At 44.5% G+C, this 13556-nt stretch carries 16 protein-coding genes; all 16 read right to left on the bottom strand.

Annotated features, from left to right (window positions below; all coding sequences use genetic code 11):
• Positions 1 to 140 precede the first annotated feature (140 nt).
• The 16 genes from BUB77_RS23025 to BUB77_RS22950 all read right to left on the bottom strand — a co-directional run bounded on the left by BUB77_RS23025 (position 141) and on the right by BUB77_RS22950 (position 13548).
• Positions 141 to 563, bottom strand: a complete 423-nt coding sequence (locus tag BUB77_RS23025) for an N-acetyltransferase (protein WP_073279366.1) — start codon at positions 561 to 563, stop codon at positions 141 to 143.
• A gap of 301 nt (positions 564 to 864) precedes the next feature.
• Positions 865 to 2502, bottom strand: a complete 1638-nt coding sequence (locus tag BUB77_RS23020; RefSeq protein WP_073279365.1) for a DUF4097 family beta strand repeat-containing protein — start codon at positions 2500 to 2502, stop codon at positions 865 to 867.
• Between the two features lie 10 nt (positions 2503 to 2512).
• Entirely contained in the window at positions 2513 to 2818 is a 306-nt protein-coding gene (locus BUB77_RS23015; protein WP_073279364.1) for a PadR family transcriptional regulator, read from the bottom strand.
• Positions 2819 to 3056: 238 nt separating this feature from the next.
• Entirely contained in the window at positions 3057 to 3434 is a 378-nt protein-coding gene (locus BUB77_RS23010; RefSeq protein ID WP_073279363.1) for a BMC domain-containing protein, read from the bottom strand.
• Positions 3435 to 3449: 15 nt separating this feature from the next.
• Positions 3450 to 4238 (bottom strand): glycyl-radical enzyme activating protein, encoded by a 789-nt coding sequence (locus BUB77_RS23005; protein ID WP_073279362.1) that lies wholly within the window; start codon positions 4236 to 4238, stop codon positions 3450 to 3452.
• A gap of 31 nt (positions 4239 to 4269) precedes the next feature.
• Positions 4270 to 6801 (bottom strand): glycyl radical protein, encoded by a 2532-nt coding sequence (locus BUB77_RS23000; RefSeq protein ID WP_073279422.1) that lies wholly within the window; start codon positions 6799 to 6801, stop codon positions 4270 to 4272.
• A 98-nt stretch (positions 6802 to 6899) separates the two neighbouring features.
• On the bottom strand, positions 6900 to 7661 hold the full coding sequence (locus BUB77_RS22995) for a DeoR/GlpR family DNA-binding transcription regulator (protein ID WP_073279361.1): 762 nt from the start codon (positions 7659 to 7661) through the stop codon (positions 6900 to 6902).
• Between the two features lie 73 nt (positions 7662 to 7734).
• Positions 7735 to 8283, bottom strand: coding sequence for a BMC domain-containing protein (locus BUB77_RS22990; protein ID WP_073279360.1), 549 nt, complete (start codon positions 8281 to 8283; stop codon positions 7735 to 7737).
• Positions 8280 to 9632 carry a 4Fe-4S dicluster domain-containing protein gene (locus BUB77_RS22985; RefSeq protein WP_073279359.1) on the bottom strand — a complete coding sequence of 451 codons (1353 nt, stop codon included), beginning with the start codon at positions 9630 to 9632 and terminating at the stop codon, positions 8280 to 8282. The genes BUB77_RS22990 and BUB77_RS22985 overlap by 4 nt, the downstream gene beginning before the upstream one ends.
• Positions 9633 to 9638: 6 nt before the next feature.
• On the bottom strand, positions 9639 to 9902 hold the full coding sequence (locus tag BUB77_RS22980; protein WP_073279358.1) for a EutN/CcmL family microcompartment protein: 264 nt from the start codon (positions 9900 to 9902) through the stop codon (positions 9639 to 9641).
• Between the two features lie 156 nt (positions 9903 to 10058).
• On the bottom strand, positions 10059 to 10655 hold the full coding sequence (pduL, locus tag BUB77_RS22975) for a phosphate propanoyltransferase (RefSeq protein ID WP_408606429.1): 597 nt from the start codon (positions 10653 to 10655) through the stop codon (positions 10059 to 10061).
• Between the two features lie 65 nt (positions 10656 to 10720).
• On the bottom strand, positions 10721 to 10999 hold the full coding sequence (locus tag BUB77_RS29575) for a BMC domain-containing protein (protein WP_139241294.1): 279 nt from the start codon (positions 10997 to 10999) through the stop codon (positions 10721 to 10723).
• Positions 11000 to 11236: 237 nt separating this feature from the next.
• Entirely contained in the window at positions 11237 to 11521 is a 285-nt protein-coding gene (locus tag BUB77_RS22965; protein ID WP_073279355.1) for a BMC domain-containing protein, read from the bottom strand.
• A gap of 29 nt (positions 11522 to 11550) precedes the next feature.
• Positions 11551 to 11826, bottom strand: coding sequence for a propanediol utilization microcompartment protein PduA (pduA, locus tag BUB77_RS22960; protein ID WP_073279354.1), 276 nt, complete (start codon positions 11824 to 11826; stop codon positions 11551 to 11553).
• A gap of 179 nt (positions 11827 to 12005) precedes the next feature.
• The gene (locus BUB77_RS22955; RefSeq protein WP_073279353.1) at positions 12006 to 12320 is read right to left on the bottom strand and encodes a BMC domain-containing protein; all 315 of its coding nucleotides are present in this window, start codon (positions 12318 to 12320) and stop codon (positions 12006 to 12008) included.
• 19 nt (positions 12321 to 12339) lie between these two features.
• Positions 12340 to 13548: a zinc-dependent alcohol dehydrogenase gene (locus tag BUB77_RS22950; RefSeq protein WP_073279352.1), complete on the bottom strand. Its 1209-nt coding sequence runs from the start codon at positions 13546 to 13548 to the stop codon at positions 12340 to 12342.
• Positions 13549 to 13556 lie beyond the last annotated feature (8 nt).

Genomic DNA, 13556 nt, shown 5'->3' with positions numbered 1-13556 from the left:
ATACTGCCATAAATAAAGGAGTGTGAAAGCGCTTTTCTTTCACACTTTCATTATAATAAATGACAGTAAAAAGAGCAAATTTTACTTTCAAAAATAAAAAGAAAGATTGTTGTTGCCTCTATTGAGGGTACGGGAATTTTTCATTTTGTCCAATTCATTACAAACTCTGCTTCGCCGGTGTTTTCATCCGTTTGCTCATTTAATACAACAAAATCTTCTCTCAGGTAGAATCTGACCGCACAAGAATTCTTTTTATAAACCTGCAGTGACAATGGGGAGTGACTTTTCTTAACATAATCAAGCAGCGCTTTACCGATACCTTGGGATTGACTTTTTGCATCAATAAATATTCCGGCAATATAATTTTCGGTCAGCCCAATAAATCCCAGAATCACATCATCCTTTTCAAATACAAATATTGCTGCCTCAGGCAATATCTTTTTAACCAGTTCATAATTCCCCTGCCAGTAGTTCCTGCTAATAAAATCATGAGCCGCAATGTTTGTTTCAAGCCATATTTTCATGACTGTGTCTAAATCATCCATTCTAAACTTTCTAATCATATTTGCTCCTGTTTTATAAATAATCTGTAATTCAAACTTTATTTATCGATATTTCAAACTCAATTATACAGCGCATTCCCCAAATTCACAACCATAGTCCACTTTGGGAAAAGTTCGATGTATTGACAAAGCCCATTAAAAATTGGGAATACCGAAAAAGTGCAGCTGACAAAATATAAAAAGGGGCTATTGCGGCAGAAGAGCAAATTCCAAATAGTATGCTAAATGAATTTATGCATACTATCTGGTATGAGCTTTCTTTTGCAACAGTCCCTTAAAAGCAGTTCTCAATTAATCCTAATTAATCATATAGATGGATATCTCCGCTCACTGAGCTTAAATTCAGTTCACTTCCCAGGTTGCCATGGGTATACGTCCCAGTTTTTAAATCCCTTTGGTGCATTCTGTCATAGTCGATATATAACTCACCGGAAATGGTTGTGGCTTTGATATTATAACCATTGTTATTGTTTTTCAGCTTTACGTTGATATCTCCGCTGGTGCTGCCGGACTCTAATATAAGATCTCCCAGACAATTTGCATCGATATCTCCGCTCTTTGAGTTCAGATAGCATTTTTTTACATTCATTTCGGCTGATATATCGCCGCTGGTGCTGCTGACTCTTAAACCTCCACCGGATACACGGGAAATCTTAATGTCGCCGCTGATGCTGCTGACATCTGCATTATTTATTGAGAAGTCATTGATATCAACATCGCCGCTTGTACTTCTGACTTTGCATTCACTCGCCTTTATATTAAAGGTATCAACATCACCGCTCAGTGAATTAGCATCAATGACATCAGCCGTTATATTTCTTGCTTTAATATCACCGCTTGCACTTTTCAGCGAAAGAAACTTTGCTTCCGTATTGTCAGCCTCAATGTCACCGCTTGCTGTCGCTGCCTGAATGCGATCTGCATTGACACCGGATAGTTCAATACTGCCGCTTGCTGTTTTAATATTGACATTATTCATGTCGTCCGGTATTTCAACATTAATAATAGTAGAATACAGTTTAAAGTTAAAGAAGAATACTGCTTTACCCACCCTTCGGATTCCTGCATATACAGTATTTCCTTCCTTATAGCTATAGAATTCATACATCTGTCTCTGTCTTTCATTTCCATTGTTTACATAATTGAAATTTATCTTTCCGTTGGAGGATTTCCGTACCGAAACATCCGCATGAATACCGTCTATCATTAAATTGAAATCTACGTCATCATTTGGGGAATCTGTATTCTTTATTTCCTCAGGTACTGTTGCCTGCTGGTCCCAGCTGCTGCTGCTTTCTGCGGCTACTGTTTCATTAACCTTGCCTGCTGTATCGTCAGGAACCTCCTTTGAAGGTTCGGCGGCAGACTCCGTATCGTAGCTAACAGTATCCTTTTGTGCTTCTTCCGGTTCTACGGTATCATCATAGCTTTTTGAAACATTTTCCGTATACCCTTCCGTATTCCACTTAGGGTCAAAAGGATCTTTCTCCTGATTCTTAAAATAGCTATTGGCAAAGCTGTTAATGGAGGAGGTTGCCTGGTCAATGGTACTCTTTACCGTACGGCCAATCTCATTGACATCTATTTTACTGATGGCATCACCGGCCGTATCCAAAGCACTGTTAATGGCATCGCCAATCTTTTCACCATCAATATAATAAATGCCGGAATGCCATCCTTTATTTTTGCTATTCTTTGTATCGGACTGCTCTTCCTCTGCTTTTTTATCTTCCTTGCTGTCAGCATTGTATACTTCTTTAATTTCCTGGGCTAAATCCTCAATTGAGCCAAGCTCCTTGCAGATTTGCTCCTCACTTTTTCCATATTCCATACCGATTTGAAAATGTTCTTCATAATCTGATACAATTTCTTCCAGGATGCTTTCATCCGTATCCTTTAATGCTTCTTTTAAAGCATTTAAATATTCATTCTTATTCATATCCATCCTCCTATCCTATAATATCTTCTACGATTTTTGTGAAATCCTGCCATTCTTTTTTCTGGGCTGCCTGGTGTGTTCTTCCTTTTTCCGTCAAATGATAATATTTTCTCGCCGGGCCTTCTCCTGACTCCACTAAATAGGTTTCTACGAGAGCGTCATCTTTTAAACGTTTTAAAATAAGATATAAGGTTCCTGTAGAAATTACCATTTGCTTTGATATGGCTTCTGTCAATTCATACCCGTATCGGTCCTCCTCGACTAATTTTGAAAGCACACATAATTCCAGCACTCCTTTTTTAAATTGTGCATTCATATTTCAACTCCTTTCTGTTTGTTTGATAAGTACCCTTTCAACTCAAACCCACCGTTATCAATAAGGATGATATTATAATTCATATCCTCTTTCTTGTATTATAGGATATATATTATCACTATCTATTATACATTGCAATATAGTATTTATAATTTTATTGTAAATTTTATAAATTCTTTCTTAAAAAAATATCCCTCCTCTGTTTTTACTTGAGGGGGGATGGGGTTTTGCTTATTTTTTATGTCCTTGTAATTTCACATAAGCTGAAATTCAGTTTTTCTCCTATATAATCCATAACAGCCTTTAAGGAGGCTTCTACCTCTGACAGGGTCCCTGTTACTATTAAGGTACCGCTGAAGCGGTCGACAAAGCCCAGTTCCACACCGGAAGTCTTAAGAGCAATGTCCCCGGCTATAATAGCCGTTTCACTGGGGGACAGGGTTATAATTCCGATGGCTGCTCTCTTATAATCTGTGTCCGGATTCAAGCCAAGCTTTGTTAAAAGTGACGGGTCCGGATTGGCTATAACATGTGCCAGGGTAATCTGTTTACCTGGAACAATTTCCTGAATAATTCTCATTTTACTTCCAGTCGCCTGGATATCCTGATAATCCACCGTTATTCTCCTTCCTTAACCGCCTATCTGGCAGCGAAGCCCTGTTTCTTTCACGGCCTTTAGAAGCTCTTCCATATAGTCATTGCTTAAGGGACTGACATGCGCCATTCCATAATCCCTGCTTAATCCGGTGTATTTATCCTGCCCAAGCCTGTGATAGGGAAGAAGGTGGAGTTCATCCACTCCCTTAAGGCCTGCGCTAAATTCCGCAATTGCCTTTATTTCTTCCTTGGTTGCATTAAATTCCGGGATTACCGGCACGCGTATTATCAAACGGGTGCCATATTCCTTTGTTCCCCTGGCCGCTATTTTTTCCGCATTTTCAAGTATCAGGGAGTTGGGCCTACCCGTGTACTCCTCATGCTTTCCGGAATCCATGTGCTTAATATCCATAAGATAAACATCCAGCCAGGGAAGGTATCTTTCGATTACGGAATAGTCTGAAAAAGCAGTGCTTTCCATAGCGGTATTAATGCCATATTCCTTGCAGGCTTTTAACAGTGCTACTGCAAAATCAGGCTGGCATAAGGCTTCCCCTCCGGACAGAGTCAGCCCTCCGCCGGACCTTCTGTAATAGGGAATATCCTTGACCACTTCCGCCATAACCTCTTCCACAGTTACATCCCTGCCGATGATTTTGGGCTTTCCGTTCACCTCCATTGTCTGAATGTCATACTCCTGGGACTCAGGATTGCAGCACCAGCGGCACCTCAAATAACAGCCCTTTAAAAACACAATCGTACGGATACCCGGTCCATCATGGATGGAAAATTTCTGTATATCAAAAATCCTGCCTTTTATCATGGAGAATCCTCATTTCTGTCTGCTGTAGTCATTACCCGGCAAAGCCCTGTTCCGTTCTTGCGATAATATCATCCTGCAGAGACCTGGAAAGGGTTGTAAAAAGGGCACTGTAGCCTGCCACACGCACCACAAGGCTCTTATAGTTCTCCGGATGTTTTTGGGCATCCATCAGGGTTTCACGGCTAACGACATTAAATTGCATATGGCTTCCCTTCTGGTCAAAATAGGCCCGTATAAGAGATATGAAGTTATCCAGCCCCTTTACTCCGCTTAATGCAGAGGGATGGAACTTCTGGTTAAATAAGGTTCCGTTGGAGGCAATAAAATGATCCAGCTTTGCAACGGAATTAGCCGCTGCCGTAGGGCCATTGGTATCCCTTCCGGAGGCCGGGGACACACCGTCTGCAATGGGTGAGCCTTTCAGTCTGCCATCGGGGGTCGCTCCCGTCTGCGCCCCCAGAGGGACATTGGCGGATACGGGATAAAGGCCGGCCTGATAGCTTCCTCCTCTGGGATTTTTATAATTTTCCAGAGGCTTTGTATAGGTATAGGCGATTTCTCTGGCAAAAAGGTCCACTTCTTCGATGTCGTTGCCGTACTTCGGCAGCTCATTTATCAGCTCCAGCAAATCGTCATATTTTTTCTGTTCTTTAGGAGACATCCCGCTTGAAAGGGATAGGGAGAGGACTTCCTTTACTTCTTTTTCTCCTACCTTTACTCCCTGCTTCAGGAGCTCCCTGATTACTTCCCTGACGGTCTCTTCCGCCCTCTCAATAGACAAGTCTTTTCCGAAATTGGAATCCAAAGCTTTTTTGTACTCAGAAAGGGTTAGCTTCTTTTCTTCAAATACAAGCTTTTTCACTGCAATAAGAGAATCCGTCATATTGGCGATTCCAAAGCCCTGGGGGCCGGTAAAGTTATAAACAGCTCCGCCTTCCTGGACACTCTTCCCCCTGCCGATACAGTCCTCCACCATGGAAGAGAGAAAAGGCAGCGGACACCTTTCGGCATGAGCCAAATCAATGGAATTATCTGCATTTACCAAAAGCTCTATCATGTAATTCATCTGCTGCCTGTAAGCTTCAAAAAGTTCCTCAAAGGAGGTCATTTCTTCTACCTCACCAGTAGCAGGGCCTATCTGTACTCCCCCGTCCTTTCCGTTACGAAAAGCAAATTCCAGCGGACGGAGCATATTAAAGAAAGCGGCGTCGTGCCAGCCTTCCGTCTTACCGGCCTTCTGAGGCTCCACACAGCCTATGATATTGTATTCTCTGGCGTCTGCCAGGGTAAGCCCCCGGTTCACCAGGGAAGGTATGATTACCTCATCATTGTAATAGGCAGGCAGACCGATGCCGGTTCTGGTAAGCTTTGCGGCCTTCACCAGAAATTCATGGGGCGTTTTATTCCATACCCTTACGGACAGGGAGGGCTGGGGCAGCATTACATGCATGGAGGCTTCTATGCTCATAAAGGATAAGTCGTTGGTTACATCCATGCCTTCCCTGGATTGTCCCCCTGCAATCAGGTTCTGGAACAGGCTGTAGCCTGCAAAACCTTCTGCGGAGCCTGCATCCCTGACCTTGTTCAAATCATTTAATTTTACCCAGATACAGTCTATCAGTTCCTGGGCGGATTCTGCCGTTATTCTGCCTTCTCTCATATCCTTTTCGTAATAAGGATACATATACTGGTCAAATCTGCCCGGAGAGATGGAGTGTCCGCTGGATTCCACCTGCAAAAGCAGCTGTACGAACCAGAAGGACTGGCAGGCTTCATAAAAGGAAGAGGCACCGTATCTTGGTACTCTGCTGCAATTTCTGGAAATAAGCAGCAGTTCCTCCTTCCTCGCCGCATCCTTACAGGAGGCGGCTTCTTCCATTGCCAGCTTCGCATAGCGCTCCGCATACAGGCAGGCCGCCTCACAGCTTAGAATAACAGCCTTTAGGAACTCACTTCTCCTGCCGTAATCCATGTCGGATACCTTAAGGGCAGACAAGGCTTTTACCGCTTCCTCTTTAATGCCCTCGTAGCCCTTTTCCAGCACCTTTTCGTATGCTACGGTTACATGGCCTACTCCGTTGTAAAAATAATTACCCGGAGTGAACACATTGTGCTCCATGGCCAGCTTTGTTTCCGGTGTCATATAGGAGGTGGCGAGCTCACTGGTGGTCTTTCCCTTCCAATAGGGATAGACCTCTTTTAAAACTTCCTTGGTTTTTTCGGATATGTAAAAGGGGTCTGCGCTTCTCTTTTCAACGGTTTCAAATTCGTCCAACAGCCACTGATAAGAGAATTCCGGGAATACCTGACAGCCTCTTGGGGCCTTTGAGGCACTGCCTGCAATAAGCTCCAGGGGGCGTATGGTAATGGGAATATTCTTTAAAATATGGTAAAAGGCTTTTGCCCTTCTTCTGATGATAGGTTCCCCTTCTGTGCTTTTATAGCTTTCCGTTATTAAATACGCCCTGTCTGCTTCAATTTCAGGCATGGAGGCATATAAATTGTCAATCAGTTTAGGAATCCTGGGACTTTTTTCAATTTCCTTATCCTTTACATAATACATACCTGCACCCGTTGCCGCTGTACTGTTGCCATAGCGGCGGCAACTTACCCTTTCTCCGAAATAACATGATCTTTTTATGTGAAATGCCTGCTGCATTTTTATTCGTATTTTAAGTTTATACCTGTTTTTTCAAATACCTGCTTCCATTTCTCCACCGGCTCCTTGTCGGTAATGAGATAATCCAGATTCTGAAGTCCTCCGATTCTTGTAAAGGATATCCTGTCGAACTTGGTGGAATCTGCCGCAAGTATTCTGGTTCCTGCCGAAGCTAACATCAGCTTCTTGATCTGGGCCTCCATTTCGTTGGAATCGGTAATGCCCCGCTCCATATCAAGACCTTTACAGGAAATAACCGCCTTATCCACATGGTAATTTTCCAGCATTTTCTCTGCCTGATAGCCCACCAGGGATAAGGAGCCCTCCTTTAGCATTCCACCGGTGGAAAGTACCTTCCAGCCTGCCATATCCGATAGTTCCAGCAGGATCTCAATGGAATTGGTGATGAGGGTTATATTTTTTTTGTTCTTTAAACGCTTTGCCGCATAAACGGCTGTGGAACTGGCATCCATCATAATATGGTCCCCATCCTCTATCATGGAGCATATGATGTCCGCAATGTACTCCTTATTGGAGACATTGGCCTTTTTTCTGACTGTATAGGGCAAATCCACATTAACACTTTCATTTAAAATAGCTCCGCCGTAGGTTTTCTTTGCAAAGCCTTCTTTTTCAAGCTTTTCCAAATCCCTGCGGATGGTCTCCTCTGTTACTTCAAATGCCTGGCTTAAGTCACTTACCAAAACCCGCTTATCTTTCTGCAATATTTCCAGTATCTGATTTTTTCTTTCAATTGCAAGCATCTTTTCCACCTACCTTATTAATTTTCCTATCAGTAGTATTATAAACAAGTTGTGTAGAAGTTGCAAAATACTTTTACAAGATGCTTTTGCAAAGCTTTCTGTCGGGATTGGCAAGTACGGCATAATCCAAAAGCATGGAGGAATCCTTAAGGGCTGCTTTTGCTTTCTCTATGGCAGCTTCTACGGCAGCGATTTCTCCGGTCAGGAGCATATAGGATTTACCGCACATTCCTCTGGCAATCCGCAGCTCTATCAGCTGCACTTCCGCAGACTTGGCAGCTTCGTCCGCTGCAACAATAATGGATGCCGCCGAAAAAGTCTCCAGAATGCCCAAGGCACCTATATGCTCGACTGCCGCAGCTCCATAGATTGCCGCAAATATGGAATCATGGGGATTTCCTAAAATAAAGCTGTCTATGAGATGTTCCCTGTATTTTTCTTTGGCGGCCTCAACGGATTGCTTTACAGCCGAAAGCTCACCCTTTAACAGTACAATGTACTTTCCCGGGCAGACTGTCTGAGCCTCCAGAATTTCTACCTCTGCTGTTTTGACCATGGTGTCTGCGGCAAGAAGTCCCGTGGATACCGTCTTGTATTCTACCATTCCGATTGCCTTGCTCATAGTGCCTGCATCCTCTCATTGCTGTTTTGTATTATGATATAATCCTGACCTGCCTCTGTTACTTCTCCCGTTATGGAAGCGTGTACGGGCAGGGACAGCTTTCCTTCCTGGGCTTTTGCCAAAAGGCTTCCGTCCTCCACCTGGTCACCTTTTTTCACCAGGGGTACAGCCTTGGCACCGATATGCTGTGACAGCATTATCTTGACCTGCGGCGGAGTTAATCTGGTTTCGCAAAGGGGAGCCTCTTTGTTGTATTCAGCCAGACCCAGTCTTGCGGTCAGCCTATCCATGGGTATCCTGCGGTACTCTCTGGCAGACAGCGGTTCTTTTGACTGCACATTCTTATCCGGTGCAAGGCCCTTACTTCTCAGTCCGTTTTTATACTGGGTTATAAGCCTTCTGGGAGACAGGTCCTGGGGACAGGCATAAAGTTCGCAGACCCCGCAGGAACAGCAGTAAAAGGTATCTAAAAAAGGACTCAGATCCTTCGTTACACCACTGGTTGCCATACGCATGAACATATGAGGGGAAATAGGATGCCCCAGTAAGTTCCTGGGACAGAGGTCCGTACACATCTCACATTGACAGCAGATGGACATGGCCCGTTTCATATCAATGGAAATATCCGACTGCATCCGCTTTACCAGGCGGTGGTCACCGTCCAGTACCAGTATGGCATTGGTGGTCTTTGTAACGACTGCATAGGAGGTAACAAGGCTTCCCGTCATGGGTCCGCCCATTATAAATACCGGATTTTTGACGGTAATCTCTCCCGCTGCTTTAAGCACCTCCCTGACCTCCATGCCGATTGGGGCGTGGACTGTTACGGGCTTGGTTACTTCTCCGGCTATTGTAAGATATTTGGAGGTTACAGGTTTTCCGAAATGAAGGGCCTTATAGATATTATAGACGGTTTCTACATTAAATACCGCCACACCCTTTTCAATGGGGATTCCTCCGGGGGGAATTATGAATCCCAGAGCTTCATAGATCAGCACCACTTCGTCTCCCACGGGATAGATTTCCGGCAGAAGCTTAAGCTCCAGCTCCTGAAAGGAGGGAAGGTTTCCTTTCAGAGCATTTACAGTAGCCTTATAGGCTTCCTTTACTCCAATTATCCTTCTTTTGGCCTCCAGGACTTCACCTATGAATTGAAAGGTCTCCATGATTTCATAAGCATGCTTCTCCAGAAGCTGCCTGTGTACCTTAAGCAGCGGCTCACATTCCGCACAGTTTAAGATAATAGCCTCCGCCCGCTTATCAAGCTTGGCATAGGTGGGAAAACCTGCTCCTCCCGCTCCGGCTACACCGGACTCTTTTACAATACCAATAAGTTCCTGTAGTTCCATGCTGTGTTACTCCAATCCTATTCCGTCATCTACAATGCCTACAATGGCGGCATCCACCGGTGCCTTATCCATACCGCAGCCGATACGGGCACTGCTGCCCTTTGCAACAAGGACAATTTCACCGATACCGGCACCTACATTATCCACGGCTACAATTCTTCCGCCCTGCTCCATTTTCTCAAAGGGTTCTACTATGAGAAATTTACAGCCTATGAGGCTTTCCGACTTTCTGGTGGCCACAACGGAACCGACTACTTTTCCGACTATCATATTGCCCTCTTTCCCGGATATCCAGTCAATGATTGAATATCCGAAAATTGCTTTTAATTTTCACACTAACTGCTATCCTTTCCAACGCGCCGCAAGATTGGGCTGAGGATTTCGCAGGCTCAATCTTGCATGTGAAAATTGTTTTTAATTTTCACACTAACTTTTATATATCAATGCAGTATCCCCGGTTATAATCCCTGCTGCATTTGCTTCATCGGTGTCAATATGCATTTCCAGGGTGTAGCTTTCATCTACTCTGATCGTGACATGGTTAAAGGTGGTGCCTCTCACATTTTCAGCCTTAACCGATACCACTTCACCGTTTTTTACACCGGCAGCCCTGGCATCGGAGGGTGCCATATGGATGTGGCGTTTGGCAATAATACAGCCCTCTTTCAGGTATATGGCTCCCTTTGGCCCTACGATTGTGATAGGGGCAGAGTTTTCAATATCTCCCGAATCCCTGACAGGGGCTTTAATCCCCAGCTTAATGGCATCCGTAGCGGATATCTCGACCTGGGATTTTTTCCTGACCGGACCTAATATCCGGACATTTTCCATCGCTCTCAGCTTATATCCAACTATGGTCACCTGCTCATTGGAGGCAAACTGTCCGCCCATCAGCTCTTTTTTCCTGGTAAGCTCATAGCCTTTTCCAAAGAGGATTTCAACATGCTCTCCGGTCAGATGGACATGTCTTGCGGAAACACCTATAGGTACGGCATAACTCTCTTTTTCCTTACTGCCCTCCATGGCCTTAATGACAAGGGCAGTGATTAATTCAACGTCTCTTTCTTCCAAAATATCCACCTGCCAGATTATTTTAATGTGGGTAGAATCTTCTCAACATCCGTATGAGGTCTTGGAATTACATGTGTAGCTACCAGCTCGCCTAATTTGGAGGCACTGCTTGCACCGGATTCCACAGCTGCTTTTACAGCACCAACGTCTCCCCTTACCATAACACTTACGAGACCGGAACCGATTTTTTCTGTTCCAACTAATGTAACATTTGCTGCCTTTAACATGGCATCCGCTGCTTCAATTGCAGCTACCAAACCTCTTGTTTCCACCATTCCCAATGCTTCCTGTGCCATTTTGACCTCCTTCACAGCTTCTTTTGCTGTTTCCTTTATAATTGTTTTATTGATTTTTACAGCAGCGGTTTCCGCTGCCTGCTGTGTATCCTTAGGCTGTTCCTTTTGATTTTGCTGTACAGCCGGATTGCTGATTTCTTTCGTGCTTTCCTTCCGCCCCGCTGGTTTTTTGCCAGGGTTTTGGGTATTACCTATAACATCCTGATTCTTGTTGTCTGCCATACCAACCTCGTTTCACTATTGCGCCAGCCTGGACGCACTTAAGGTTACCATCCGTATTGTTTCTTCATGGGGATTTGGTATCACGGCATGGACACAGGGCTGCTTCATTGCGCCTTTTGCAGCTGTCTCAACTGCCTGGGTCACTGCGGATACCTCTCCTCTTACGATAATGGTTACCAACCTTCCGCCAAGCTTCCTCTCCCAGGTTACGAATTCCACATCGGCGGTCTTCAGCATGACATCCAGAGCTTCAATAGCCGCCGTAACTCCTGGGATTTCAATAAATCCTAATGATTTCATTGCCTGCTCCTTATCTTTTTATGAACAGATCAGATTTTCGGAAGAATTTTCTCAACATCCGTATGAGGTCTTGGAATTACATGTACCGCAACCAGTTCTCCTAATCTGGAAGCTGCATTTGCGCCTACTTCCGTAGCTGCCTTCACTGCACCGACATCACCTCTTACTAATACGGTTACAAGTCCGGAGCCTATTTTTTCTGTTCCGACCAATACAACCTCCGCTGCCTTTACCATAGCGTCCGCTGCTTCGATTGCTGCTGTAAGACCTCTTGTTTCGACCATTCCCAATGCTTCCTGTGCCATTTTGTATTTCCTCCTGTTAATTATGATTTTTAGTAAAAACCTATATTAATTTCAAAATGAACTTTTTATGCTGGTTCCTTTTTCTAACGATGGGATATTCTTCACATTAATCCCCATGCATATCCCAAGTATGCTTGGAATATGCTAAATTGAAATTTGAGTAACGCATTTTTAAACTATCAGCTCTTATCCAGTCCGTTCAAGGCAAGCATTTTCTCCGTGCCTTCCTCCGGATTGGCAATTACATGCTTGGATATCACACCGGATATACCATTTGCGGCAATCTCGGCCGCTTCTACCGCTGCTCTGACATCCGAAACATTTCCCCTGAATTTCACCATAATGATGAGAGGGACGGGAAGCTTCTCTGCATTGGCAGGCTTATTCCTGTCAAAGGTCTCCAATGTAACATTGGCGGCCTTACAGCCTGCATCCCCAGCCACAAAGGCTGCCACAAGCCCGTATACCTCTATTATTCCGACGGCCATTGCCATATACACCTACCGCCTTTCCTTACAGTGAATTGACGACGGCTATCTTCAGGCCTTCCATCTTTAAGTTGGTGGCAAAGCCTTCATTAATCTGCTCCAGGGAATATTTATGGGTAATCAGCTTATTTAACGGAAGCCCAATTCCCTTTGCCCGTTTGATGAAGTCAAAGGTAGTGGCATAATCCCTTAAGGTGTATACCCAGGAGCCAACGGTTGTTATTTCCTTGGAGCAAATATCAAAGTGGGGATTGATGGTGGCATTTCCTCCATTGATGAAGAATCCCAGCTCACAAAGTCCTCCGCCGTTTCGGATGAATTTATAAATATTGGAATGTCCTGCGGGAGAACCGGTACACTGGAAGGCGAAATCTGCAAGATAGCCTGAAAAGGCTTCCTTTACACCTTCTGCCAGTTCCTCAACTCCCTTATAGTTCTTGAAGTTAACAGTCGTTTCCGCGCCCATTTCCTTTGCAAAGGCAAGGCGTTTTTCTTCTCCGTCCACAGCCACAATATTCTCAATTCCCATGGTACGCAGTACGGCAATACAGATTAAACCGATGGGACCGCAGCCCTGAACCACAACTCTGCTGTTAAACCGCAGGATTCCTGTTGTCTTTGCCCTTTCTACCGCATGAATCAATACTGCACAGGGCTCAATGAGGATTCTGGAATCCAGGTCCAGGTCACTTACGTTAAATACAGTAGAACCGCCCCTGATAAGGATATAATCAGAGAACCATCCGTTTAAGTGAACATCATCATCGGGCAGAAGTCCGTATACGTCCGCTCCTCCTACGTTCTGCTTGTTTAAGTCAAACATGGTGATGTCCGGATTATCCTTAAATATCATACAGGTCACGACCTTATCCCCCACCTTTAAGGGTTTTCCGGCACTGTCTTTTTTCACCTTACTGCCCATTTTCACGATTTCGCCGGTACCTTCATGGCCCAGAACTACCGGAATTAAGGCAAAGGGGTCTCTTTTGAATTCATGGGCATCGGTACCGCAGATGCCGCAGCCCTCAACCTTGACCAGAATATCCTCCTCGCCAAGCTCCGGAATGGGATATTCCCTGATGTCAAAATGCTCCAGTTTTGTAAGCATGGCAACTCTTGCAGTCTTTGGAATGTCTCCGGCAGTTTTACTGCCTGCCGGTACTTTCTTATCCCCGGTCATTTCTGAGAGTACCTGCTTTACAATGTCTTCAATATTAATTGAATTTGTTTCCACTTTATATC

The sequence above is a fragment of the Anaerocolumna jejuensis DSM 15929 genome, assembly GCF_900142215.1.
Taxonomy (GTDB): domain Bacteria; phylum Bacillota; class Clostridia; order Lachnospirales; family Lachnospiraceae; genus Anaerocolumna; species Anaerocolumna jejuensis.
Note: the sequence above shows the minus strand (reverse complement) of the source record. Positions and strands in the feature narration are given on the sequence as shown.